This window comes from Paenibacillus sp. LRG-1 (assembly GCF_057220305.1).
The window spans coordinates 1-25,300 of the sequence record NZ_CM170126.1 but is presented as its reverse complement, the minus strand read 5'-3'; the positions used below and the strand labels follow the sequence as shown (position 1 = coordinate 25,300).

The following is a 25,300-nucleotide window of genomic DNA, read 5'->3' as shown; positions in this document are numbered from 1 at the left end:
CTTGTTTTTATTTATTCAAAAATGACAGACAGAAGAGGCAATCGCCTTCCGTTCGCAAATGTCCGTAATACACGTTGCATATATGAAATCCTTCATGATACAGCCTTGCTAGATTGTCGTAGCCTTCGCCCACGACCTCACCCGTTTGCCCTTCATCCTTAATGACGATCGGAGGAGGAAGCTTCGGCTTGTTTGCCGTCTTTTCTTCTCCAGAGGTTTCACGTTTGAGCATCTTGCGCACCTGTTCGTTTTCAATCGTTAGTCGTTGATTTTCCTCCAGCAGCTCTTTTACTGCCAGTTTCAATTCACCCAGATCGCTATGCAACTGTCCCATTTGGGTTTCCATTTCGTGAATACGCGCAAAAACATTTAATTTATCCAAGTTTCCACCCCGAAGCAACCTAATGGTTTACTTGACGACTACATCGTCCATTGGAAGTTCCTTGACCTTACTGATCTCAAACAGTTGAACATGCACCGTGCGATGACCTGCATTCACACCTACGACTTTACCTTCTCCCAAAGAGGTGATAACCATCTTACCCACCTGAGGTAGCTCTTCTCGCATGCTTTCGTAGTTATCATGTTCAAACTTGAGGCAGCACATCAATCTCCCGCACAACCCGGAAATCTTCGTCGGATTCAGCGACAAACTCTGATCCTTCGCCATCTTAATAGATACCGGCTCAAAATCCCCCAGCCATGAGGAGCAACACAGAATACGTCCACAAGGTCCGATTCCGCCAAGCATTTTAGCCTCATCCCGTACGCCGATCTGCCGCAGCTCGATCCGTGTACGAAAAATACTGGCCAAGTCCTTTACAAGCTCTCGAAAATCCACCCGACCCTCTGCCGTAAAATAAAAAATGATCTTATTGCGGTCAAATGTAAATTCTACATCTACCAGCTTCATTTTAAGGCCATGGTCTTTAATTTTATTTAAACACGTGCCGAATGCATCCTTGGCCGCCAATTTATTCTCTTCTACAACAAGAGCATCATCATCCCCAGCAATACGAATGACTTTTTTTAAGGGCAGGACAACATCCGAATCATTTACCTCTTTTTTGCCCACTACAACCTTGCCATATTCAATACCGCGTGCGGTCTCTACAATGACGCAGTTTTCTTTCTCCACTGGAAGGTCCAGCGGATCAAAATAATAAGTCTTGCCCGCCTTCTTGAAACGGACACCCACTACACTATACAAAAATTAACCCCCTTGTATGCCACTAAACCTCATTTGAAGCCGACATTGTACGAATGGCCGCAATTGAAGTCTCACTGTCGCACAAACCGGGAACCTGGCGTCGCGGATTGTGCAGAGTGGAACAAGCGCGCCTTCCTGTTAGCCGGTGATAGAACCGCTTGTATCGGACAACCCAATCAGAAGCTGCTCCACGCATAATTGCCCGTTGACGTGAAAACGGAGCTTCTTCCTGCAATTCGCGGCCAAATCCATATAAGAGACCCATTGTTCCGTGCTGCGGGTGATTGCCAATTTGGAGACGGACTCCAAATGATCTATGAAAACAATGCTTTCGTGCCTTCCGTAACGGAAATGAAGCATATCCTTAAACCACAAATGAAACAGATGAAACAGAATATCCAGGTGTTCAGAAAGTCCAGTTTTAAAAATCTTCTGTTGAGCCAGAATAATAGACGAGCTCCCCCGACTCATGGACTCCTTCACTAATTGTAACACTACGTTTCTAATTTCTGCAAACCAATTCTGCTGGAGAATTTCTCTACATGATTCCAGTCCTGAAGCAATATGAACGACCGACCGGACAAGCCCTGCCGTATAGCCTTCCCCAATTAACGCCTGCATCATCACTTCTGGCTGTAAAGCGTGGAAAGGAACCTGCTGCGTCCGTGATTGAATCGTAGGTAGCAACGCCTGTCCATTTTCAGAAATGAGTATACCGACCACTGGAATCTGGGGCTCCTCCAAAAATTTAAGTAGGCTATTAGCAGCTTGCACTGTCATGGTATCCGCCTGTCGAATAATATATACCTTCGGATTGGAGCTTTCAGATTTGTAAGAAAATATACGTTGAAGCCCGCGAATCTGATCAATTTTAATCGTAGCTCCATCCGGCTCTACAATGTGCAAATCTGGATGATTCCCGTGCTCTACCTTACGGCACGACAAGCACTCCCCACATGCATCATCCGTCTGTCGCTCACAAAATAAAGCCTTAGCAAAGATCTGCGCCATGTTCATCTGCCCGCTTCCCGGCGGCCCGCTAAAAACATAGGCATGGTTGACCGTATGATTCCGTAGTGCACTTTGCAGCATTTTTTTGGCTACATCCTGGCCCATTATATGTTGAAAAGACATATTTCCTCACTTTCTCCACTGAAAACAACTGTGATCCCTCAGCAAACCGTTGTTCTTCCGGGCAAACTTTGTTGCTATTTTCATGATTCCAACTTCAAATCCTCGTTTTTCGGGGCAACTGCTGCTATTTCCGTATCACGTCTGCCCACATATACATAGTCAAAAATAATCTGCCAGCATGATCAGCAAGCAGATTATTTCTTCGTGGCAACAGCCCGTCTGTATTCATTTATAACATAAGTCTGCATTAAAATGAGAGATTAATCAGCAATCCTCTGATCTCACCGACCCCTTGCAAAAGCTCAATCTTGCCTTGTTCAGTTTCAAGCAGCTCATCCGCCATTTTGAGCAACAGCTCATCCACTTCATCAATCAGCTTATAACGTTTGCTGCGTCCCCGGCGATCCCAACCCTTTGTGTCCTTCATGGACACGCCTCGCCGAACTGTATCTTCCAAAAACCGTTTAACCAGCATCTTATAAGCCTTCAACTCACGAATCGTCATTGAACGTGCAAGACGATCTCCCTGCATTTGTATTTCCTTAAAGCGCCGATTCAATTCCTCCTGCGAAGCCTGCTCCCCATTTTGCTGCATAACGTCGGAGAAGCTCTTGGGCTGAATTGGCTTTGCACTCATTTCATTTGTAGACAATGTACTTTGTAAAGGGCGATAGCCCGGATTTATTTTCATATAAACCTGCTTTCTCCCCGGATGCTTCCACTTTCCCCCTTCATGAACAGTTCAAACTAGAACTCGGGGTTTCTTCGGCTTTCCGGGGACTACGCTGTAGCGCTGCCGTTTTAGTGGATCTGCCCTCACTCCCATCATGTGAGAAGATACAGGCGATTCCCCTATCATATCGGCAGAATAGGCCCTATTGTGTAGATTCAGAAATGCTCGAAACGGTCTACAGGCATCACGAATACCGTCGCTCCACCCACCTGCACTTCAACAGGTAACGGTAAATAGGAATCCGTCGTCCCGCTCATAGGGGTAACGGGTGTGACCAGCTGTTCACGAACCTTGCAACTGCTGCGAATGACGTTCATTAATGAGTCCACCTGATTGTCATCAACACCGATCATAAATGTCGTATTACCTGCACGCAGAAATCCTCCTGTGCTCGCCAATTTGGTAGCACGGAAATTAGCTTTCACCAGTCCGCTGGATAATCTATTACTGTCCTTATCCTGTACAATCGCAATAATCAGCTTCATCCTGTATTCCTCCTTCAAGTCATATTAGAGACAACCTTGTCCCTAGCTCAATTTTACCGTATATCCTTCGACAATTATATGCTAAAATTCTGAACAAACCGCTTTTTCAGCAAATCCCTCAATACTTGCTCCACCTGCTCTGGCGCCGGAGATGCATCAACAATTGTAATTCGCTCCGGAAATTTGCGAGCCAACTCCAAATATGCCTCTCGCACCTTATGGTGAAACGATATACTCTCCATGTCGAGGCGGTCCATTTCTGCTCCTCGTGACGCATTAATTCTTGCCAATCCCAATTCGGGCTCAATATCCAGATAAAATGTGGCATCCGGCTCCCAATCATCCACCGCGAAGCGATTAATTGAAGCTACCTCTTCAATTCCGATCCCTCTTGCAAATCCTTGATAGACCAAGCTACTATCCACAAAACGATCACATAATACGATAGCTCCCTGTTCAATAGCCGGCTTTACCTTCTCCACCAAATGCTGACGCCGCGCCGCCGCGTATAAAAGTGCCTCTGTTCGAGCATCCATACTGGTATGAGCAGGGTCCAAAATGATAGAGCGAATCTTTTCGGAAATTTCGATGCCACCCGGCTCCCTCGTCGTGATGACTGGATAGCCTTCTTCCTCCATAAACTTCGCCAGCCGTTGAATCATAGTTGTTTTACCGGAGCCGTCTCCCCCCTCCAGTGTGATAAAAATGCCTTTGCGATTCATGTTATTCCCTGCTTTCCTGCCTGAAAAATAAAAGTCACCCACAGGCTACGTATGCTTCTTTTATTCAGTCTTCTGTATTTGTTAAGTCTCTAGTATCTAATCTTTATTGTAAACGGAATACCCGAATTGTAAGCATACTTTCATCTGCTATCCCATGCCACTTGGCTCCCAGCTCACGTAGACGACTCATCCGCAGTGCAATCGCTTCTGTGATTGTTTCTCCTGTATATAACAGCGGAATACCTGGAGGATACGGGATAATCATTTCAGCCGCTACCCTGCCAGCGGAATCCTCTACAGACACGTTCTCTATCTGATCCGGGCTAATCGGTCGAAGTCCAAACGGCACCGGACTAGAGTATCCCTTCATTCTATCATTGTTCCACGTGGAAAAATCTAATTCGAGTCTTTGCAGCTCTTTTTCCGTTGCCCCCGGCTCACCAGCCGTCTCCTTAAATCTTATATCATTATCTATATGCACAAGAGCCTGCAACAGGTGACTCGCATCCTTAGGCGTAGAGCCTAACGTAAACAATAAAACAACATGTTTTTCGTCGCTCATCTCTGGAGTACATCCATAAGTCTCCAACTCATGCTTGAGTCCAAACCCATCCAGTATCCCCCATGTATCATACAGCACCAATTTAAAAGGGTCCTGGGTTGAATATCCGCTTATTCCCTCCTCAGCCCTTTCTAGGACCTCAGAGATTCCCCTGTGAGCGCCTTTCCCCTCTAGTACCTGCTGTGTAGGTTCTAGCAAGCGAAAGCGTGGGAGCTGCTCCAGGCCCTTTCTAAAAGCATCTGCCGACGCTAAGCCCACTGTAAAAGCATCCGCTCCATACGCCTCTATATACCATCTTGCCAAATCCAGTGAAGCCATTAACGGATAAGAAGGGCTAGAGCTCTGCACCATCGCCAACCGCTGACGAAGCAGTTCCCGATGGATTCTCTCTCCCTGCACATGTAACATGGCCCCCATGGTCATGGCTGGAAGCATTTTATGTGTCGACTGGACGACTACATCAGCCCCGCAGGATAGCGCAGAGGCTGGCAAACGAGGATGCAGCCCATAATGGGCACCGTGTGCCTCATCTACCAATAGCGGCACATGGGCTGCATGACAGGCCTTAGCCGTTGCCGTCAGGTCATGCCCCATTCCATAGTAATTAGGTAGTGTAAGTAACACCCCTTTAGCCGAAGGATAGGCCTTCAGTGCAGCCTTTATTGTATCCGTCGTTGGGGCAACCGTCAGTCCGCTTAGTGTGTCTATTTCCGGATCCAGGAATACCGCGTTAGCCCCTGACAGCATGAGACCGTTCAGGACAGATTTGTGTACATTCCTCTGTACCAGCAGTAGATCTCCCGGCTCCGTACATACAGTTAAAATCATAGCCAAATTACCGACCGTGCTTCCTCCAATTAGCCAAAAGCTCTCCTCAGCACCAAAGCACTTTGCAGCCAGTCCCTGCCCTTCACGAATCACATCTTCTGGGTGATGCAAATCATCCAGTCCAGAAATTTCTGTCGCATCAATAGACATCACTTCTTGCAACAGAGACGCAATATTTTCATGCTCATATACTTGTCCATTTTTATGACCGGGTACATGGAAAGAAGCATTGCCCTGAGTCCGGTAACGTATTAGAGCTTCCATTAATGGTGCATGTACCGCCTTTTTCCCCATCATTCTGCAATCCTTCCAAACAAAGCTTTATATCTACCTTATTTTATCGTAAAATCAAGCGGAATCCTACTTTTACTCACAGAAAAAAAGGCCCGTATCGACAGACCTTGGAATGCCAATCCTTCAAAGACTAATTAGCAAAGGATATTATGCATTTTTCTGTACCCAGATTTGCTTTAATTGATCAATAAAAAAATGATATTTGGCATCAGTTGCATCCGTGTGCACCATTTCAGCTTCACACGTATCACAGATAAACTCGGAAACGATAAAAATGCCTTCATGCTTGTGCTGCCCGCATATAATGCAGCGGTGGCCGCCTTGATCATGCATATCCATCCCACCTTGTTTCTTTTACTATTAGTATGGGGCACTTTCTACTATTTTAAACCTTTTCATAGCCCAGTTCGACGATATACTCTATATATATTCCTTCTGGGCCATTATGGTGTTTGTACCCCGTATGTTTAAAAAACAGCCGTCTATGCCGATATAATAAGAAAAGCTCTTATGTATGGATACCCTTTCATCGGAGCTCTTGAACACTTCATCAGTGATAGCTTTTCCAGTAATTATAGAGTAGGCTAGCTAACACTGGATGTTGATCATTCTGTATTTCTACAAAAACGATTAAATGCTTATTTAAAGCGGCATGAGCGAAGTACCGTCCCTTTTTCCGGCTGTGGACGGGAAGCCACTTGTGATGCAGTAGATTAATGAAAGGACTGTTCGCATGACAGAGGAAACCGGAACCAAAGCTACCTACTATCACTACAAGCTCATTAAAAAAATCAGTATACCGCGTCAACTAATATGGAGTCACATCACATTACCTATTATTATGCTTCTCTTTCTGCTTCTTGCCTTTTCCTGGACTAGCGTGTTTTTGTTTGCTCTTGCCTTTTTCCTAACCTTATGGGTACACTTCGTAATCTCACGATCTGTCCTATACATCGGTGGCGGAACATCCTTCCGCAAACGCTGGGCATTCCATCGTAAATTACCTTGGCTAGGCTATATGACAGACCAGTATATAGGCTATAGCATCTTTCGTCGTGTGCACATACATACCCTCTGGATCGGTATCTGCTTATCAGCCGTATTCATTCTCTGGTCTCCACCAGCCTTTACTGTATCCTTACTCTTCTGGCATCTATGGCTTATTGCACCGCGTCTATACATCCTCAGTCGGCTTACAGGCGAGAGAAAAGACGGCATGTTGAAGTTTACCGATGAAGATGCCTCATATTATCAACAGTAAATCTAACCACTCATTATCCGTACAGATAGAAAATTCAGGTCTGAACTAACCTACACCCATATAGACCGAAGCAATAAAAAAGGAGCAACCTCAACCGGTTACTCCTTTTTTTGTGACTTAACAACTGTAATCGTTATATTCGCTTATCAAGTAAACTTTTCCTCATCATTATCCTCGTTATTCATGTAGAGCATTTGATCAACATGCAAATATATAAAAGGAAGCCACCCCCTACTCAACTGCAGTTCTGAGTGCTTCCCCATATCCGATCTCTTCATTCATCATTATACACAGCATACAATACGCTATGAGTTTACTAAAAATATGATCTACAATAAATCCTATGCTGCTTACTCGGTTGAAAACCGTGTCCCTAATTAAGATCCACGCTTTTGCTCTTCACAACAGCCTTTCTGTCTTTTGGAACCAATACAGTAAAAGAACCATCATGCACAGATAAATGCACCATGTGTTTATTTTTCTGAAACACCTTCTGATTCGAGGTGGATAAATTCGGTTCCTCAGTCCAGCCCCAAGCTGCAATCTCCTCTAGATAAGGGGCAGGTAGACTATCACTTTCCTTCAATGCTGGCAGTGCATAGCGAACATAGTCCATGTCCGAATTACTGCTGGCCCGATCGGTTTTACTAGCTTCTTTGGGAACCGGAAACGTCTTCTCATTGGCAGCACCCTCAAACGATGTCCAAGAAGGCTCCTCCTCCACGCACCCGGTAAGAATCGCGACAGCGACACTGAATAGCACCAATAGAGCAAGCCATTTATTTCGCCGCATGATCTTCCCTCCTTACCAGCCTGATTGACTATACAAAATCCTATGATGGAGTTTGCATAATTCTGCAATAATGCAGCGTGTGTGTATGGGATTCAATACCTATATTATACAGGGTTTACTCTTACATTCCGTAACAAAAATGTTACCTTCCTTTTGTAAGGATATTTCTAAAGTATACGTATATGCAAAAAAGAACCATAATCTCAATGAGATCATGGTCCTCTTTACTTGTTGCTTGGCGACGTCCTACTCTCCCAGGACCCTGCGGTCCAAGTACCATCGGCGCTGGAGGGCTTAACGGTCGTGTTCGGGATGGGTACGTGTGGAACCCCTCCGCTATCGCCACCAAACATGAATTTGCTGTGCAAATTCTACCGTGTGGTTATTCGGTTCATCACTTTTGTGTGAATGAATAGCCACGCGCTTGTATGTATGTATTTCTACACACCTTCAAGGTTACACCCTGAAAACTGGATCCGAAACTTATTTGCGTTTTATTCTTAGGATAAGCCCTCGACCGATTAGTATTGGTCAGCTCCATGCATTACTGCACTTCCACCCCCAACCTATCTACCTCGTCGTCTTCAAGGGGTCTTACTAATTGGGAAATCTCATCTTGAGGGGGGCTTCACGCTTAGATGCTTTCAGCGCTTATCCCTTCCGTACATAGCTACCCAGCGGTGCTCCTGGCGGAACAACTGGTACACCAGCGGTACGTCCATCCCGGTCCTCTCGTACTAAGGACAGCTCCTCTCAAATTTCCTACGCCCACGACAGATAGGGACCGAACTGTCTCACGACGTTCTGAACCCAGCTCGCGTACCGCTTTAATGGGCGAACAGCCCAACCCTTGGGACCTACTTCAGCCCCAGGATGCGATGAGCCGACATCGAGGTGCCAAACCTCCCCGTCGATGTGGACTCTTGGGGGAGATAAGCCTGTTATCCCCAGGGTAGCTTTTATCCGTTGAGCGATGGCCCTTCCATGCGGTACCACCGGATCACTAAGCCCGACTTTCGTCCCTGCTCGACTTGTAGGTCTCGCAGTCAAGCTCCCTTCTGCCTTTGCACTCTTCGAATGATTTCCAACCATTCTGAGGGAACCTTGGGGCGCCTCCGTTACTCTTTAGGAGGCGACCGCCCCAGTCAAACTGCCCACCTGACACTGTCCTCGCACCGGATCACGGTACCAAGTTAGAACCTAGATACGATCAGGGTGGTATCCCAAGGATGCCTCCCTTCAAGCTGGCGCTCAAAGTTCTACGGCTCCCACCTATCCTGTACAGATCGTACCCAAATTCAATATCAAGCTGCAGTAAAGCTCCATGGGGTCTTTCCGTCTTGTCGCGGGTAACCTGCATCTTCACAGGTATTAAAATTTCACCGGATCTCTCGTTGAGACAGCGCCCAAGTCGTTACGCCATTCGTGCGGGTCAGAATTTACCTGACAAGGAATTTCGCTACCTTAGGACCGTTATAGTTACGGCCGCCGTTTACTGGGGCTTCGGTTCATAGCTTCGCCCGAAGGCTTACCACTCCCCTTAACCTTCCAGCACCGGGCAGGCGTCAGCCCGTATACTTCGCCTTGCGGCTTCGCACAGACCTGTGTTTTTGCTAAACAGTCGCTTGGGCCTTTTCACTGCGGCCCCCTCGGGCTATTCACCCTACCGAGGCACCCCTTCTCCCGAAGTTACGGGGTCATTTTGCCGAGTTCCTTAACGAGAGTTCTTCCGCGCGCCTTAGAATTCTCTTCTCGCCTACCTGTGTCGGTTTGCGGTACGGGCACCTTCTCCTGGCTAGAGGCTTTTCTTGGCAGTCTGAGATCATGACCTTCGCTACTACAATTTTCGCTCCCCATCACAGCCCAGCCTTACGATGTGCGGATTTGCCTACACACCAGCCTCACTGCTTAGACGGACATCCATCAGTCCGCGTCACTACCCTACTGCGTCACCCCATCGCTCATAACGGATTACGGTGGTACAGGAATTTCGACCTGTTGTCCTTCGACTACGCCTATCGGCCTCGCCTTAGGTCCCGACTTACCCTGAGCGGACGAACCTTCCTCAGGAACCCTTAGGCTTTCGGCGGATCTGATTCTCACAGATCTTTTCGTTACTCATACCGGCATTCTCACTTGAATGCAGTCCAGCGCTCCTTACGGTACACCTTCAACCCGCATTCAACGCTCCCCTACCCCTGATGCAAGCATCAAGCCATAGCTTCGGTGGTGTGTTTAGCCCCGTTACATTTTCGGCGCAGAGTCACTCGACCAGTGAGCTATTACGCACTCTTTCAATGGTGGCTGCTTCTAAGCCAACATCCTGGTTGTCTGTGCAACTCCACATCCTTTCCCACTTAACACACACTTGGGGACCTTAGCTGATGGTCTGGGCTGTTTCCCTTTCGACAATGGATCTTAGCACTCACTGTCTGACTCCCGGAACTAAATCTATGGCATTCGGAGTTTGACTGAGCTTGGTAACCCTTGCGGGCCCCGCACCCAATCAGTGCTCTACCTCCACGATTCTTTTTTCCGAGGCTAGCCCTAAAGCTATTTCGGGGAGAACCAGCTATCTCCGGGTTCGATTGGAATTTCTCCGCTACCCCCACCTCATCCCCGCATTTTTCAACATGCGTGGGTTCGGGCCTCCAGTGCGTGTTACCGCACCTTCACCCTGGACAGGGGTAGATCACCCGGTTTCGGGTCTACGTCCACGTACTCATTCGCCCTATTCAGACTCGCTTTCGCTGCGGCTTCAGCTCTTCACCTTAACCTTGCACGGGAACGTAACTCGCCGGTTCATTCTACAAAAGGCACGCCATCACCCATAGATCGGGCTCTGACTTCTTGTAAGCACACGGTTTCAGGATCTATTTCACTCCCCTTCCGGGGTGCTTTTCACCTTTCCCTCACGGTACTGCTTCACTATCGGTCGCCAGGGAGTATTTAGCCTTGGCAGATGGTCCTGCCGGATTCATACGGGGTTTCACGTGCCCCGCACTACTCGGGATCCGTCTCGGAGAGAACAAGTTTTGAACTACAGGGCTTTTACCTTCTCTGGCGGGCCTTTCCAGACCTCTTCATCTAACCGGTTCCTTTGTAACTCCATGTGAGACGTCCCACAACCCCAAGGAGCAAGCTCCTTGGTTTGGGCTAATCCGCGTTCGCTCGCCGCTACTGACGGAATCACTATTGTTTTCTCTTCCTCAGGGTACTTAGATGTTTCAGTTCCCCTGGTCTGCCTCTATTCTGCCTATGTATTCAGCAGAAAGTGACTGTCGATGAAGACAGCCGGGTTTCCCCATTCGGACATCCCCGGATCAAAGCTTGCTTACAGCTCCCCGAGGCTTTATCGTTGTTCGCCACGTCCTTCGTCGGCTCCTGGCGCCTAGGCATCCTCCGTGTGCTCTTTGTAGCTTAACCTAGTATTTACATGGTAAATACGATTTGCTTTGAATTTCGGTTCAACACAAATGTGTGAATAAAATTCAAGGCAGCTACCTTTATTTCACTTGTTTACACAAGATCAGCTTAAAGGAATATTCTAAAACGCAATTTCGTTTCGGTATCCAGTTTTCAAGGTGCAATTCGCTTCATTGAAGCGAAACCCGATGAATATTTCGGTTCCACACAGATGTGTGAATGAAACATTCGTCGAAGCTTGAGAGTTTGAGCTCTCAAAACTGAGCAACGAGTGAGTAACAGGCCTAAACCTGAGTTTTGAAGCTTACGCTTCATATTTGAATGTTTCCGTTGCAGGAAACGATTCTCCATAGAAAGGAGGTGATCCAGCCGCACCTTCCGATACGGCTACCTTGTTACGACTTCACCCCAATCATCTACCCCACCTTCGGCGGCTGGCTCCCTTGCGGGTTACCCCACCGACTTCGGGTGTTGTAAACTCTCGTGGTGTGACGGGCGGTGTGTACAAGACCCGGGAACGTATTCACCGCGGCATGCTGATCCGCGATTACTAGCAATTCCGACTTCATGTAGGCGAGTTGCAGCCTACAATCCGAACTGAGACCGGCTTTTCTAGGATTGGCTCCACCTCGCGATTTCGCTTCCCGTTGTACCGGCCATTGTAGTACGTGTGTAGCCCAGGTCATAAGGGGCATGATGATTTGACGTCATCCCCACCTTCCTCCGGTTTGTCACCGGCAGTCTGCTTAGAGTGCCCAGCTTGACCTGCTGGCAACTAAGCATAAGGGTTGCGCTCGTTGCGGGACTTAACCCAACATCTCACGACACGAGCTGACGACAACCATGCACCACCTGTCTCCTCTGTCCCGAAGGAAAGGTCTATCTCTAGACCGGTCAGAGGGATGTCAAGACCTGGTAAGGTTCTTCGCGTTGCTTCGAATTAAACCACATACTCCACTGCTTGTGCGGGTCCCCGTCAATTCCTTTGAGTTTCAGTCTTGCGACCGTACTCCCCAGGCGGAATGCTTAATGTGTTAACTTCGGCACCAAGGGTATCGAAACCCCTAACACCTAGCATTCATCGTTTACGGCGTGGACTACCAGGGTATCTAATCCTGTTTGCTCCCCACGCTTTCGCGCCTCAGCGTCAGTTACAGCCCAGAGAGTCGCCTTCGCCACTGGTGTTCCTCCACATATCTACGCATTTCACCGCTACACGTGGAATTCCACTCTCCTCTTCTGCACTCAAGCTCCCCAGTTTCCAGTGCGACCCGAAGTTGAGCCTCGGGATTAAACACCAGACTTAAAGAGCCGCCTGCGCGCGCTTTACGCCCAATAATTCCGGACAACGCTTGCCCCCTACGTATTACCGCGGCTGCTGGCACGTAGTTAGCCGGGGCTTTCTTCTCAGGTACCGTCACTCTTGTAGCAGTTACTCTACAAGACGTTCTTCCCTGGCAACAGAGCTTTACGATCCGAAAACCTTCATCACTCACGCGGCGTTGCTCCGTCAGGCTTTCGCCCATTGCGGAAGATTCCCTACTGCTGCCTCCCGTAGGAGTCTGGGCCGTGTCTCAGTCCCAGTGTGGCCGATCACCCTCTCAGGTCGGCTACGCATCGTCGCCTTGGTAGGCCTTTACCCCACCAACTAGCTAATGCGCCGCAGGCCCATCCACAAGTGACAGATTGCTCCGTCTTTCCTCCTTCTCCCATGCAGGAAAAGGATGTATCGGGTATTAGCTACCGTTTCCGGTAGTTATCCCTGTCTTGTGGGCAGGTTGCCTACGTGTTACTCACCCGTCCGCCGCTAGGTTGATTAGAAGCAAGCTTCTAATCAACCCCGCTCGACTTGCATGTATTAGGCACGCCGCCAGCGTTCGTCCTGAGCCAGGATCAAACTCTCCATTAAAGACCAACCGAAGTTGGTTTATAGAAAGAGCGATAAGCTCATTTTGAAACTGACGAGATAAAATATCTCTTGTTTGATTTTGCGAACAAAATCGTTTTACTCACTCGTTGTTCAGTTTTCAAAGATCAAACATTCAATGTCCGCATCGGCGTTTCTTTCAACCCCTCAGCAACTTTTATAGTGTATCATATTTTCTAGAGTTATGTCAACACTTTTTTCAAAAGTGTTTTCCGCTCTTCTTGATAACACTTGAAGCGACAAGAAATAATATATCATACTTTCTTTATATTGTGCAACTGTTATTTTAAAAATACTTAGTTAAGTAACAATACACTCGATATAAAGCTCTCTTTGCAGCATTAAGTTAATGATTTCCCCATCTACTTGAATCAACGGCCGAGTCGGATGATCTCGATCAGCGAAAATAATTTCCCCTGTACGGTTATCATTGAGGCGCACCTTGGTTCCATTATTGAATTGGGTTAACTTATGAATAAAAACTTGTACGACACTTGGGTCCAGCTTTCCAAATGATTCTGACTTGATTTGCTCTAGAACCAGATACGGTGATTGGGCAGGTCGGTATGTTTTCTCTAGAGTCATAGCATGGAATACATCAGCCACTCCAACGATTTTAGCGTAGATGTGGATTTGTTCCCCTTTAAGACGCAGTGGATATCCAGTACCGTCCACTTTCTCATGATGCTGAAGAGCTGCCAAACGCACACCTTCGTTAATAGCTTTCACATTTTTAAGCAACTGGTATCCTAGTGATGTATGGCGACGTATTTCTTCTTGCTCTTCCCACGTTAGTTTGGAGGGCTTATACAGAATGACCGGGTCCATTTTAGCGTTCCCTATGTCATGAAGCAATCCAGCAAAAGCCACTTGCATCCAATCCTTTTGAGGTAATCCGATCCATTGTGCAATGGAATAGGAAGTAAGGGAGGTTAGCACGGCGTTGTGAAAAATATAGTCCACTTCGATCATGGCGGGCGGAGTATAGGTCATTACATTATAGCGCTGAATGTGCACCAGTAAGGACTCCAATTGTCCTCGCAGTTCATATATAGATAAATTAGAGACGAGCACCGATTGAAATGCATTCTTAACGAGCATCACCATTTTGTCATACTCATCCTGAAATTGTTCAGATTCATCTCGTCCATCTAACGAAGGTCCTTGCGATTCAGATGTTCCAGATCGAACAGTCGTAGACTCGCTACTGGATTTTGTAAGATCATCCGTCCCTACCTCAACTTGCTGGATCAGGAACGCCTGTAAAATCTCCAAGTCACGCGGTAGCAGAATGCGCCCTTTCGGTAGCAGCAAGCTGCCCATTTCTGTAAATACATCGCTTTGCAATCTAAGTCCTGCTTTTAATTCGGATACGGGTACAGTTGTCATGGTCAACCTCTCTGTTCTCACAACAGCTGCTCCAGCTGCCAGTTATGATGTCATTATATTACTTGGGAATGATCCTGTACATTCATTTTATGCCATTTAAAGCATACTTGTCTGAATTCGTTAGCCAGAAAAAGAAAAAGACTCCCCGACCAAATAGTCAGAGAGTCTGTTCCATCTGAAATTTAATAACTACTGTTGTTTCCATATTCAGGCTCTTATTCGCCCTCAGAAGATTCTGGGTCGTTACCTTCCGCACCTTCTGTATTCGTTTCGAGAGTTGGTTCAACAAATGATAGAGATGAGCCCTCTCCAGCTTCCCCACCCTCTAATAATTCTTCAAGCAGTTCATCCTGCTCCTCATTCTTGTTCGCTCGACAAACAGTTGCAACCGAATCATCATCGCGAATATTAATCAGCCTTACCCCTTGTGTATTCCGACCCATCGTGGAGATTTCCCCCATGCTAGTCCGAATCAAGGTGCCACTAGCTGTAATGATCATCAGATCCTCTTCGGTTTTTACAACCTTGAGACCGACAACCGGACCATTTTTATCCGTAACATTAATCGTCTTGATCCCCTTACCTCCACGGCTTTGGATACGATAATCCACAACAGGGGTACGCTTGCCATAACCTTTGGCCGTTACAATCAGGATATCCAGGCTGGTATCTACGATGTCCATACCAATTACAGCATCACTCTCATCAAGGTTGATCCCTTTAACCCCTGTAGCGCTACGGCCCATAGACCGTACATCACTTTCAGGGAAACGGATAGACATGCCTTGTGCTGTACCAATAATCATTTCCTGTTGTCCGTCCGTCAGCTTCACTTCGATCAGGGCGTCATCTTCACGCAAGTTAATGGCAATCAAGCCACCTTTGCGGATATTTGCATAGTCGTCAAGTGGTGTCTTCTTTATGATTCCATGCTGGGTCGCAAAGAATAGATAGCTATCCTCCACAAATTCCTCGATTGGAATTACCGCATTGATCGACTCACCCTGTTCAATCTGAATCAGGTTAATAATCGGTGTTCCCCGGGCTGTCCGGCTAAGGTCAGGAATCTCATAGGCCTTAATCCGATATACCTTGCCCTTGTCGGTAAAGAATAACAAATGATGATGTGAATTCGTAATGAACAGATGCTCTACGAAATCCTCATCTTTGGTATCCATACCCACTACACCACGACCACCGCGTTTTTGACTGCGATAGGTAGTAACAGGAAGGCGTTTGATATATCCCGTATGGGTTACAGTAATAATAACATCTTCACGCGGAATGAGATCCTCATCCAGAATACTCTCTTCACCCACTGTAATTTCAGTGCGACGGTCATCAGCGAAGCGTTCCTTAAGTTCATTCAGCTCTTCGCTAATGATGTTGAGTACCAGATGCTCGTTCGCCAAAATCTCACGGTATTCCGCAATCTTTTGTATTAGCTCGTTATATTCGTTCTCGATCTTCTCACGTTCCAAACCGGTTAAGCGTTGCAGACGCATATCGAGAATAGCCTGAGACTGCTCAAGAGTGAGCGAGAAACGCTCAATCAGTCCTTCACGAGCTGCTTCTGCAGTTTGGGAAGAACGAATCAAAGCAATAACTTCGTCCAGATGGTCAAGGGCAATGCGCAAGCCTTCCAGAATGTGTGCTCTGGCTTCGGCTTTTTTCAGATCAAATTCTGTCCGGCGACGAATAACCTCGACCTGATGTTTGAGATAATGATACAAGACATCCTTCAGGTTCAAAATCTTCGGTTCGTTGTTTACAATGGCAAGCATATTAATACCGAAATTCGACTGCATAGCCGTATGTTTAAACAAATTATTCAGAACGACGTTCGGGTTCACGTCCCTACGCAACTCGATAACGACACGCATACCTGTACGGTCCGATTCATCCCGAAGATCCGTAATGCCTTCAATACGTTTGTCACGTACTAATTCGGCAATTTTCTCAACCAGACGAGCCTTATTCACTTGGTAAGGCAACTCATGCACGATAATCCGTGCTTTATTGCCAATCTCTTCTATGGTGGTCTTCGCACGCATGGTCACAGATCCGCGGCCAGTCTGGTACGCCTGACGGATACCAGAGCGTCCTAAAATATAACCTGCTGTCGGGAAATCGGGCCCTTGAATATAATCCATAAGTTCCATCGGCGTAATGTCGGGGTTTTCGATCAATGCTTGTACACCATCGATAACCTCTCCCAAGTTATGCGGAGGAATATTGGTAGCCATTCCGACTGCAATTCCGCCGACACCATTCACCAGCAAGTTAGGATAACGTGCAGGTAATACGACGGGCTCGCTCTCTTCACCATCGTAGTTCGGCATAAAATCAACGGTCTCTTTGTTCAAATCACGTAGCATTTCCATGGCAATCTTGGACAACCGTGCTTCGGTGTAACGCATCGCAGCCGCCATATCTCCATCCACGGAGCCAAAGTTACCGTGTCCATCCACCAACATATAACGCAAAGAAAAATCCTGCGCCATCCGCACCATCGTATCATATACAGCCGTATCACCATGAGGGTGATATTTACCGATAACTTCGCCGACGATTCTTGCCGATTTTTTGTAAGGCTTATCTGGCGACATGCCCAGCTCGGACATCGCGTACAAAATACGACGGTGTACCGGCTTCAGTCCGTCCCGCACATCAGGCAAGGCACGGCTAACAATAATACTCATGGCATAATCCATAAAGGATTCGCGCATTTCCACTCCGATATCCCTATTGATGATTTGCGAGTTATTTTGATCCGCCATGCTGGTCCTCCTTCTTATCCTTCAATACAATGCTCTCTATGTGAAAAGCCTAACAAGATACTGCCTATACACTCCGCTCTCTGCGCAGGATTTTGGCTGAAATCCTCATCTGTATAATTATATTACTTTCACAAAAAGAGCACAATTAAACACATCTGTCCTCTTTACAGCGTAAATCCCTCGTCATTCTCTCTCTGCCTGTAGCAGATCGCTATTCTCTTGTACAACTCACAAGCCCTGATTATAACAAATTCCCCAGAGCTGGGGATTAGCCCCCACCCTAAGGGCCTTTTCCACATACAATACGTATACGGTCAGGGTTCACTTAGCAAAATTCCGAAAAACGCCGTATTTCTCTATTATATCATTGTTTTACGCACTTGTCCTTTAGTTTCCCTTGTTTTGTCAAAGTGTTGCGGATTCCAAGTACATGACTCATATTTCGAAAAGAAAGGGATGAGATTACTTGTCTATTCAGCGAGTATCCAGTAAGTGGACCAAAACAAATGCCATTCTCCCCAATCCGACATTGGCCGCTTATGTACCGGAAACACGGTTGTACACATTTGATCACTTGAACGAAATGTTGGCCGTGTATGGTACTGTCTATATTAAGCCTGATAACGGTACTTATGGAAAAGGGGTTATGCGGGCAGAGAGGCTGACAGAACCGCTTCCGCCGACAGAAGAAGGAATCATCGAAGAGAGAACTTGGTATGTGCTTCGCTATGAAGTAGATACCTTCACCTTCGAAAGTCTAGAAGATCTGCATAGAGTGGTTTCTTCCCGCATACGAAAACGTCCATATCTGATCCAGCGTGGAATTCCACTTCTTCAGCATGAAGCACGCCCTTTCGATCTGAGGGTATTAACCCAGATGAACTTAAGACACCAATGGGAAACAACGCTTATTGTAGGACGCGTAGCTGCTCCTGACAAAGTCGTCACCAATCATCACAGCGGTGGGACAACGCGCTTTTTCAATGAGCTGGTCGCTCCATACATGGATGTAAAGGAATCTGTACGACTGGAGCAAAAATTATCAAAAATGGGCGAACGGGTAGCCTGGCAGTTGCAAAAAAGATACCCACGTTTAAGGGAAATAGGATTAGATGTGGGACTGGATCAGCAAAATTATCCGTGGATTCTGGAGGTTAACACGAGACCAGCAATCAAGGTGTTCTCTTCCCTTCCAAACAAAAGCCTCTATCATAAAATATTCAGATATGCAGTAGGCTACGGACGGTACTCTCCATCCACGGGTAAAGCCGTACGCTCTAAGAAAAAAGCCTAAAACAATGAGATTAAATATTCAAATACACCCGGGCTGGTTAATGACAAGAAAAGGGACGCCCCTTTGGGCGCCCCTTGTGAACTCCTACAAAATACTACCTAATGAGCACGTAATACAGCCACTAGGAAAGAACATCACACATTAAAAATCGAGATTTTTCACGTACTTCGCATGTTCTTGGATAAAGTCACGACGAGGTTCTACATTATCACCCATCAAGGTATTGAACAGTGTATCAGCCAGCATCGCGTCACTGACAGTTACCTGAAGCATGGTACGACTCTCAGGGTCCATCGTAGTTTCCCAAAGTTGGGTCGCATTCATCTCACCCAAACCTTTATAGCGCTGTACATTGTACTTCGCGTTTTCTCCAAATTCCCTGATGATCTCATCACGTTCCGCCTCGGAGTTCGCATAACGTACAACTTTGTTACGCTCTACTTTGAATAGTGGTGGCTGAGCAATATAAATATAGCCTGCATCAATGATTTTACGCATGTACCGATAGAAGAACGTCAGCAACAACGTACGAATATGGGCACCATCGACATCCGCATCTGTCATGATAATGACCTTGTGATAACGGGCTTTGGCGATGTCAAAGTCGTCTCCGATCCCTGTGCCCATTGCTGTTACCATCGACCGGATTTCATCACTGGACAAAATACGGTCCAAGCGTGCCTTTTCGACATTCAGGATTTTACCGCGAATCGGCAAAATAGCTTGAAAGTGACGATCACGACCCTGCTTGGCCGAACCCCCTGCTGAGTCACCTTCGACGATGTACAGTTCACTAATCGAAGCATCCTTAGAGGAGCAATCTGCCAGCTTGCCTGGGAGCGAACTGATTTCCAGCGCACTTTTACGACGTGTAAGCTCACGCGCTTTACGCGCTGCTTCCCGGGCACGTGCTGCTTGTAATGATTTATCAACCACACGGCGGGAAACAGACGGATTTTCCTCTAGGAACTCCTGGAGTTTCTCTGCGAATAGGGATTCGACAATCCCTCGCACCTCACTGTTCCCCAGCTTTGTCTTGGTCTGACCCTCAAACTGTGGTTCTGGAATTTTGACGGAGATAATCGCCGTCAATCCTTCACGCACATCATCACCGGTCAAGTTGGCATTGTTGTCCTTAATCAAGCCATTTTTACGTGCATAATCGTTAATAATCCGGGTTAATGCACTCTTGAAGCCTGATTCGTGAGTTCCGCCCTCATGGGTATTGATGTTGTTAGCAAAAGAATAAATATTCTCGGTATAGCTGTCGTTATATTGCAAAGCAACTTCGACTTGAATCATATCACGCGAGCCTTCGACATAAATCGGCTGTTCATGTAACGCTTCTCTTTTTTGATTCAAGAATTGCACATATTCACTGATTCCGCCCTCGTAATGGAATGTATCGCTGGCTCCCGTCCGTTCATCAGTCAAGCTGATTGCAATGCCTTTGTTCAGGAAAGCCAACTCACGAATCCGCGTTTGGAGCGTATCATAATCATATACGGTCGTTTCTGTAAAGATTTGATCGTCCGGATAGAAGGTCGTTTGGGTACCCGTCTCGTCTGTATCACCGATGACTCTGACATCATACTGCGGAGCACCACGGTGATATTCCTGCTCATACAGATGTCCGTCCCGTTTAACATGAACGATCATTTTGCTGGAGAGAGCGTTCACTACCGATACACCAACCCCGTGCAGACCACCGGATACCTTGTACCCTCCGCCTCCGAATTTACCACCTGCGTGAAGTACAGTCATAACGACTTCCAGCGCAGATTTTTTCATTTTGGCGTGTTCGCTTACCGGAATACCGCGTCCGTTATCTGTAACGGTAACGCTGTTATCTTCGTGAACCACAACTTGAATGCTGTCACAATAACCCGCCAGCGCTTCGTCAATGCTGTTGTCCACAACTTCCCAGACCAGATGATGGAGACCTTTGGCGCTCGTGGAGCCAATATACATCCCGGGACGTTTCCGAACCGCTTCCAGGCCCTCGAGGACCTGAATCTCGCCCGCATCATAAGACGGTTGATTCATAGACATGCCTTTCACCTACTTCTATAGATTCTATGGTTAAGCATTGGCAACAAACTGGTTTGCCCGCTTTTTGAGTGTTGTTGAGGAGATGGGGGAATAATACACCGTATTCTGAGTCACTACGATGGACTTGGCTTCCTCTTCGCCAATCATCTCGACATGCTTTTGCTGTTGGGCGTGGTTCACATATTGCTTGGAGATTTTAGAGGATTTTTCAATCGAGATATCGAAAATAGCCACAAGCTCTGACGAGCGGATGATTTTTTCTCCACCCAGATGAATATACATAGCGGTCACTCACTCCTTAGTGTTCCACATGCCCGTCGTGGACGTGATAAATATTGGCATCCTTGAGTCGTTCTGCGTTCAAAGTCTCAACCCCGGTTGCCGTGATAAAGGTCTGTACCTTGCTTTGGAAAGTCTCGATCAGCTGGGTCTGACGATAGGGGTCCAGCTCGGACAAAACATCATCCAGCAGCAAGACAGGATATTCACCAATTTCCTCATGAATTAACTCTATTTCGGCCAACTTCAAGGACAGGGCCGTCGTCCGCTGCTGCCCCTGAGAGCCATACGTATGCACTTCTCTGCCGTTAATGGCAAAGGCCAAATCGTCACGATGGGGTCCCGCCAAAGTCATGCCACGGCGGATTTCCTGTTCCCTCATTTGGGATAACTTTATCATAAATCGCTCCAATAAGACAGCTTCATCTTCTTCCTCTGGCTCACTGAAGGAGGGAACATAGGTTAATTTTAACTCTTCTGTCCCACCTGCGATCCCTTCATGAATGGCCTGAGCCCACTTTTGTAGCTTTGTTATAAATTGTTTCCGCTTTTTAACAATTTTAACACCATGCTCAACAAGTTGCTCATTCCATACCTCCAGCATCAGCTGCACTGACGCCATATCCTTACCCCAAGCTTGCTTGAGCAGGTTGTTTCGCTGAACCAATACTTTCTGATATTGCTGCAAATGATACAGATATCCTGGCGCAACCTGTCCGATTTCCATGTCAAGAAACCGGCGGCGAACCCCCGGTGTTCCTTTCACAATTTCCAGATCCTCAGGTGCAAACATGACCACATTTAACGAACCGATAAAATCGCTCAGTTTGCGCTGCTCCAGTCCGTTGATCTTTGCTTTTTTGCCTTGTGTGGATAACGCGAGATCCAGTCTGATTTTCCCGTATTTTTTATCCACATCCGCAGCTAGGTGAGTGGAAGTAGCCCCGAAAGAGATTAACTCCTTGTCGCGGGACGTTCGATGACTTTTGGTTAAAGCCAGTACAAAAATCGCCTCTACCAGATTCGTTTTGCCCTGCGCATTTTGTCCGATCAGCAAATTAACGGGCCCAAATTCATTCAGCTCCAGCTGTTCATAGTTCCGGTACTGCTGCAAAACAATGTTGTTCACAAACACATAGGGTCCCCCTTGTTACTCCGTACCTAAAAGGAGTCCTTGCCACCCAGGCGATCATGCTCCTGCTGTAACTTCGAAACTTCCGTTGTCCTCTACTTCTACGGTATCACCCGGGTACAGTTTTCTTCCACGACGTTCTTCCGGTTCACCATTCACACGGACTTGTCCCTCTTGCAGCAGGGCTTTAGCCATGCCTCCTGTGGATACACAATCGGCTAATTTTAAAAATTGATCGAGCTTAATGTATTCGGTTTGTATAGATATCTGTTTCAAGGCTTGTTCATCCTTTCGCTTGTCCTCGGGTGGGTTAACGCTAAACGTCAGTTGGTTGTGCGATATGGCAGGATGATATACAGCGCATTGCTGGAATCAGCCGGTTTTAAAATAATGGGGCTCATAATGCCGGTAAAAGCAATCGTCAGCTGCTCGCTGTCAATCACCTTCAGCACGTCGAGCATGTATTTAGAGTTGAACGAAATTTTGAGCGGCTCTCCCTCAAATTTGGACACAGTTACTTCCTCACGCACTTTGCCAAGCTCAGAGGAACTAGAGGAAATCTCCAAACCGCCATTTTCCAGCGACTGCATTTTTACAATATTCGTTTTTTCCTCACGGGACAGCAAATAAGCACGGTCAATTGACTCACTTAAACTTTTTGTATCCACAATCAGTTCTGTTTTGTAGGAGGTCGGAATAATTCTAGAAGTATCAGGATAGGTGCCGTCCAAGATGCGGGAATAAAATAGCACCCGATCTACTTTGAATAATACCTGATTGTCCGCTACTACGATATCCACAAGCATATTTTGATCTGGAATAATTCTGCTCAGCTCATTCAGCGTTTTGCCCGCAATGACAACATTGCTAAAACGCAAGCCTTCAGACGTCTCCAAATGAGCGCTACGGGTGGCAAGGCGGTGGCGGTCCGTTGCCACAAACTTCAATTCACCCTCAGCCAGATTCCACAACACGCCAGTTAAAATCGGTGTCGTTTCGTGGGTGGAGATGGAGAATACCGTCTGTTTAATCATATTTTTAAGTAAATCTCCTGGTACAGAGATGACTTGATTTTCTTCAATGTTGGGAAGCACCGGGAATTCTTCAGGGTCCAAGCCAACAATCTGAATTTCAGTTGCGCCGGACGAGATAAAGGTTTGGAATTGGTCTTTTACCTCCATATGGATCTCCTGCGACGGCAACTTTTTGATAATTTCGACAAAGAATTTGGCAGGCAGCACAACACTGCCGGGTTGTTCGACCTGAACAACAGTTTGGTCACCATCCTCCATCGGAATAAAGGATTGAATGGAGATGTCTGTATCGCTGGCGGTCAGCGTTACTCCCTGGTGATTCACATCCAACTTAATACCACTCAGAATTGGAATCGTAGTCCGACTTGATATCGCTTTGGATACATGTTGTATAGCCTCGTTCAAAACGTTTTTCAGAATGCTGATCTTCATAAGTTCCTCCTACGGGTTTTAATCCTTCAAGCACGCGTTGACGCGGGCCTTATTTAGGTGATGTATATCTTTAAAATATATTAGTAATAGTAATAGGCGCACTGAATATGTGGATAAGTCACTGTAACCCTAATAAAATCAAGCCTATCCACATGTGTATAAATTGTGTATAGGCTCTGAACTTATTCAGGTTGGATTTTTGATTTTTTCTATTAGGCTGTTGATAACTTTAAACAGATCCTGATCCACTTGAATGGATTTGGAGATTTTTTCGTGCGCATGAATGACAGTCGTATGATCACGCCCACCGAAGGCTTCGCCGATTTTTGGCAAAGAATAGTCGGTTAGCTCACGAGACAGGTACATGGCAATCTGTCGTGGAAAAGCTACAGCCTTCGTCCGCTTACGCGCTTTAAAATCCTCCAGCCGTAGATTGTAAAATTCCCCGACTTGATGCTGTATATCCTGAATCGTGATCATTTTTGGACGACTGGACGGGATAATATCTTTCAACGCCTCAGCCGCGAGATGACTTGTGACATCCTGATTGGTTAAGGAGGAATAAGCGACAACGCGAATAAGCGCCCCTTCCAGCTCACGGATGTTTGTATCAATTTGATTAGCGATATACATCATGGCCTCATTAGGAATATCCAGGTTCTCCGCCCGCGCCTTTTTCCGAAGAATAGCAATTCTCGTCTCCAGATCCGGCGGTTGAATATCCGTAATAAGTCCCCACTCAAAGCGAGAGCGCAGCCGTTCTTCCAGCGTTGGAATTTCTTTAGGCGGCCGATCGCTTGAGATTATAATCTGCTTGCGTTCCTCATGAAGGGCGTTGAACGTGTGGAAAAATTCCTCCTGCGTCGATTCCTTGCCCGCAATGAATTGAATATCATCAATGAGCAAAATATCAATGTTGCGATATTTATTCCGGAAACTTTCCCCGCGGTTGTCCCGAATGGCATTAATGAATTCATTCGTAAACTTCTCCGACGATAAATAAACGACCTTGCTGGTCGGATTGTGCTCCAAAATATAGTGTCCGATAGCGTGCATCAGATGCGTTTTCCCCAGCCCCACACCACCGTATAAAAACAGCGGATTGTAAGCTTTTGCCGGCGCCTCGGCGACGGCCAGCGATGCCGCATGGGCAAAACGGTTCCCCGATCCGATGACGAATGTATCGAATGTATATTTGGGATTCAGCATATGGGACACAGCTTCTTCATGAACGACCGGCTGCTGCTGAGGTTGTTGCTGAAGGTCGACCTCGGCGGGCTTGTTCTCTTCAATAACGAACTTGACCTCTAGTTGTTTGCCCAAAATTTCATAAACCGTTGCTCCGACTAGCTTGGTATAGCGGCTTTCAAGCCATTCCACGGCAAAAGTTGTCGGTGCAGAAATCACAATGGAGTGGTCATTTAGTTTCGCTGCCTTGGTAGCCTTAAACCAAGTGTCGTAACTCGGCTTACTCAGCTTGGTTTGTATGATGGATAGAATTTGCTGCCATAGTTCAGAGGTATGGCTGTCCAC

At 46.8% G+C, this 25,300-nt stretch carries 19 protein-coding genes and 3 rRNA genes; 2 read left to right on the top strand and 20 right to left on the bottom strand.

Annotated features, from left to right (window positions below; translation table 11 throughout):
* Positions 1-7 precede the first annotated feature (7 nt).
* The 8 genes from yabA to ACUUJN_RS00075 form a co-directional block, all read right to left on the bottom strand.
* On the bottom strand, positions 8-382 hold the full coding sequence (gene yabA / locus ACUUJN_RS00110) for a DNA replication initiation control protein YabA (RefSeq protein ID WP_025722558.1): 375 nt from the start codon (positions 380-382) through the stop codon (positions 8-10).
* Between the two features lie 27 nt (positions 383-409).
* The gene (locus ACUUJN_RS00105; protein ID WP_013308110.1) at positions 410-1,210 is read right to left on the bottom strand and encodes a PSP1 domain-containing protein; all 801 of its coding nucleotides are present in this window, start codon (positions 1,208-1,210) and stop codon (positions 410-412) included.
* 138 nt (positions 1,211-1,348) lie between these two features.
* Positions 1,349-2,344 (bottom strand): DNA polymerase III subunit delta', encoded by a 996-nt coding sequence (gene holB / locus ACUUJN_RS00100; RefSeq protein ID WP_023986424.1) that lies wholly within the window; start codon positions 2,342-2,344, stop codon positions 1,349-1,351.
* Between the two features lie 247 nt (positions 2,345-2,591).
* Positions 2,592-3,035: a YaaR family protein gene (locus ACUUJN_RS00095; RefSeq protein ID WP_013308108.1), complete on the bottom strand. Its 444-nt coding sequence runs from the start codon at positions 3,033-3,035 to the stop codon at positions 2,592-2,594.
* A gap of 197 nt (positions 3,036-3,232) precedes the next feature.
* A complete protein-coding gene (locus ACUUJN_RS00090; RefSeq protein ID WP_007427998.1) occupies positions 3,233-3,562 on the bottom strand; it encodes a cyclic-di-AMP receptor in 330 nt (109 codons plus the stop codon).
* Between the two features lie 74 nt (positions 3,563-3,636).
* Entirely contained in the window at positions 3,637-4,284 is a 648-nt protein-coding gene (gene tmk, locus ACUUJN_RS00085; RefSeq protein ID WP_068938708.1) for a dTMP kinase, read from the bottom strand.
* A gap of 103 nt (positions 4,285-4,387) precedes the next feature.
* The gene (locus ACUUJN_RS00080; protein ID WP_484669135.1) at positions 4,388-5,971 is read right to left on the bottom strand and encodes an aminotransferase class I/II-fold pyridoxal phosphate-dependent enzyme; all 1,584 of its coding nucleotides are present in this window, start codon (positions 5,969-5,971) and stop codon (positions 4,388-4,390) included.
* Between the two features lie 144 nt (positions 5,972-6,115).
* Positions 6,116-6,301 carry a sigma factor G inhibitor Gin gene (locus ACUUJN_RS00075; RefSeq protein WP_023986422.1) on the bottom strand — a complete coding sequence of 62 codons (186 nt, stop codon included), beginning with the start codon at positions 6,299-6,301 and terminating at the stop codon, positions 6,116-6,118.
* A gap of 400 nt (positions 6,302-6,701) precedes the next feature.
* On the opposite strand from ACUUJN_RS00075, the gene ACUUJN_RS00070 reads away from it, so the two are divergent.
* Positions 6,702-7,229 carry a hypothetical protein gene (locus ACUUJN_RS00070; protein WP_023986421.1) on the top strand — a complete coding sequence of 176 codons (528 nt, stop codon included), beginning with the start codon at positions 6,702-6,704 and terminating at the stop codon, positions 7,227-7,229.
* Between the two features lie 373 nt (positions 7,230-7,602).
* Here ACUUJN_RS00070 and ACUUJN_RS00065 read toward each other — a convergent pair whose 3' ends face one another.
* From ACUUJN_RS00065 to gyrA, 6 genes are all read right to left on the bottom strand, one after another.
* Positions 7,603-8,022: a hypothetical protein gene (locus ACUUJN_RS00065; RefSeq protein WP_013308104.1), complete on the bottom strand. Its 420-nt coding sequence runs from the start codon at positions 8,020-8,022 to the stop codon at positions 7,603-7,605.
* Between the two features lie 233 nt (positions 8,023-8,255).
* Positions 8,256-8,372, bottom strand: a 5S ribosomal RNA gene (gene rrf / locus ACUUJN_RS00060).
* Between the two features lie 151 nt (positions 8,373-8,523).
* Positions 8,524-11,448: ribosomal RNA gene (locus ACUUJN_RS00055) — 23S ribosomal RNA — on the bottom strand.
* A 353-nt stretch (positions 11,449-11,801) separates the two neighbouring features.
* Positions 11,802-13,357: ribosomal RNA gene (locus tag ACUUJN_RS00050) — 16S ribosomal RNA — on the bottom strand.
* The 16S, 23S and 5S rRNA genes sit together here, the layout of an rRNA operon.
* 318 nt (positions 13,358-13,675) lie before the next feature.
* On the bottom strand, positions 13,676-14,764 hold the full coding sequence (locus ACUUJN_RS00045; protein WP_028540988.1) for an HD-GYP domain-containing protein: 1,089 nt from the start codon (positions 14,762-14,764) through the stop codon (positions 13,676-13,678).
* Positions 14,765-14,979: 215 nt separating this feature from the next.
* Positions 14,980-17,544: a DNA gyrase subunit A gene (gene gyrA / locus ACUUJN_RS00040; protein ID WP_075153515.1), complete on the bottom strand. Its 2,565-nt coding sequence runs from the start codon at positions 17,542-17,544 to the stop codon at positions 14,980-14,982.
* Positions 17,545-18,010: 466 nt separating this feature from the next.
* On the opposite strand from gyrA, the gene ACUUJN_RS00035 reads away from it, so the two are divergent.
* Entirely contained in the window at positions 18,011-18,838 is an 828-nt protein-coding gene (locus tag ACUUJN_RS00035) for a YheC/YheD family protein (RefSeq protein WP_025720769.1), read from the top strand.
* A gap of 141 nt (positions 18,839-18,979) precedes the next feature.
* Here ACUUJN_RS00035 and gyrB read toward each other — a convergent pair whose 3' ends face one another.
* The 6 genes from gyrB to dnaA all read right to left on the bottom strand — a co-directional run bounded on the left by gyrB (position 18,980) and on the right by dnaA (position 25,300).
* Complete coding sequence (gene gyrB, locus ACUUJN_RS00030) at positions 18,980-20,890, bottom strand: DNA topoisomerase (ATP-hydrolyzing) subunit B (protein WP_013308100.1); 1,911 nt, start codon at positions 20,888-20,890, stop codon at positions 18,980-18,982.
* A gap of 30 nt (positions 20,891-20,920) precedes the next feature.
* Positions 20,921-21,172, bottom strand: coding sequence for an extracellular matrix regulator RemB (remB, locus tag ACUUJN_RS00025; RefSeq protein ID WP_007433255.1), 252 nt, complete (start codon positions 21,170-21,172; stop codon positions 20,921-20,923).
* Between the two features lie 16 nt (positions 21,173-21,188).
* Positions 21,189-22,304 carry a DNA replication/repair protein RecF gene (recF, locus tag ACUUJN_RS00020; protein ID WP_013308098.1) on the bottom strand — a complete coding sequence of 372 codons (1,116 nt, stop codon included), beginning with the start codon at positions 22,302-22,304 and terminating at the stop codon, positions 21,189-21,191.
* Positions 22,305-22,358: 54 nt separating this feature from the next.
* Positions 22,359-22,577, bottom strand: coding sequence for a S4 domain-containing protein YaaA (gene yaaA / locus ACUUJN_RS00015; protein WP_023986416.1), 219 nt, complete (start codon positions 22,575-22,577; stop codon positions 22,359-22,361).
* A gap of 47 nt (positions 22,578-22,624) precedes the next feature.
* Positions 22,625-23,767 carry a DNA polymerase III subunit beta gene (gene dnaN, locus ACUUJN_RS00010; RefSeq protein ID WP_023986415.1) on the bottom strand — a complete coding sequence of 381 codons (1,143 nt, stop codon included), beginning with the start codon at positions 23,765-23,767 and terminating at the stop codon, positions 22,625-22,627.
* 186 nt (positions 23,768-23,953) lie between these two features.
* The gene (gene dnaA, locus ACUUJN_RS00005) at positions 23,954-25,300 is read right to left on the bottom strand and encodes a chromosomal replication initiator protein DnaA (protein ID WP_023986414.1); all 1,347 of its coding nucleotides are present in this window, start codon (positions 25,298-25,300) and stop codon (positions 23,954-23,956) included.

Excerpts from the sequence above, each read along its gene's own strand:
- ACUUJN_RS00090 (WP_007427998.1), bottom strand. The coding sequence starts at position 3,562 with ATGAAGCTGATTATTGCGATTGTACAGGATAAGGACAGTAATAGATTA.
- ACUUJN_RS00080 (WP_484669135.1), bottom strand. The coding sequence starts at position 5,971 with ATGATGGGGAAAAAGGCGGTACATGCACCATTAATGGAAGCTCTAATA.
- ACUUJN_RS00045 (WP_028540988.1), bottom strand. The coding sequence starts at position 14,764 with ATGACAACTGTACCCGTATCCGAATTAAAAGCAGGACTTAGATTGCAA.
- dnaN (WP_023986415.1), bottom strand. The coding sequence starts at position 23,767 with ATGAAGATCAGCATTCTGAAAAACGTTTTGAACGAGGCTATACAACAT.
- ACUUJN_RS00075 (WP_023986422.1), bottom strand. The coding sequence starts at position 6,301 with ATGCATGATCAAGGCGGCCACCGCTGCATTATATGCGGGCAGCACAAG.
- remB (WP_007433255.1), bottom strand. The coding sequence starts at position 21,172 with ATGTATATTCATCTGGGTGGAGAAAAAATCATCCGCTCGTCAGAGCTT.
- gyrA (WP_075153515.1), bottom strand. The coding sequence starts at position 17,544 with ATGGCGGATCAAAATAACTCGCAAATCATCAATAGGGATATCGGAGTG.
- gyrB (WP_013308100.1), bottom strand. The coding sequence starts at position 20,890 with ATGTCTATGAATCAACCGTCTTATGATGCGGGCGAGATTCAGGTCCTC.
- holB (WP_023986424.1), bottom strand. The coding sequence starts at position 2,344 with ATGTCTTTTCAACATATAATGGGCCAGGATGTAGCCAAAAAAATGCTG.
- tmk (WP_068938708.1), bottom strand. The coding sequence starts at position 4,284 with ATGAATCGCAAAGGCATTTTTATCACACTGGAGGGGGGAGACGGCTCC.
- ACUUJN_RS00070 (WP_023986421.1), top strand. The coding sequence starts at position 6,702 with ATGACAGAGGAAACCGGAACCAAAGCTACCTACTATCACTACAAGCTC.
- ACUUJN_RS00065 (WP_013308104.1), bottom strand. The coding sequence starts at position 8,022 with ATGCGGCGAAATAAATGGCTTGCTCTATTGGTGCTATTCAGTGTCGCT.
- ACUUJN_RS00095 (WP_013308108.1), bottom strand. The coding sequence starts at position 3,035 with ATGAAAATAAATCCGGGCTATCGCCCTTTACAAAGTACATTGTCTACA.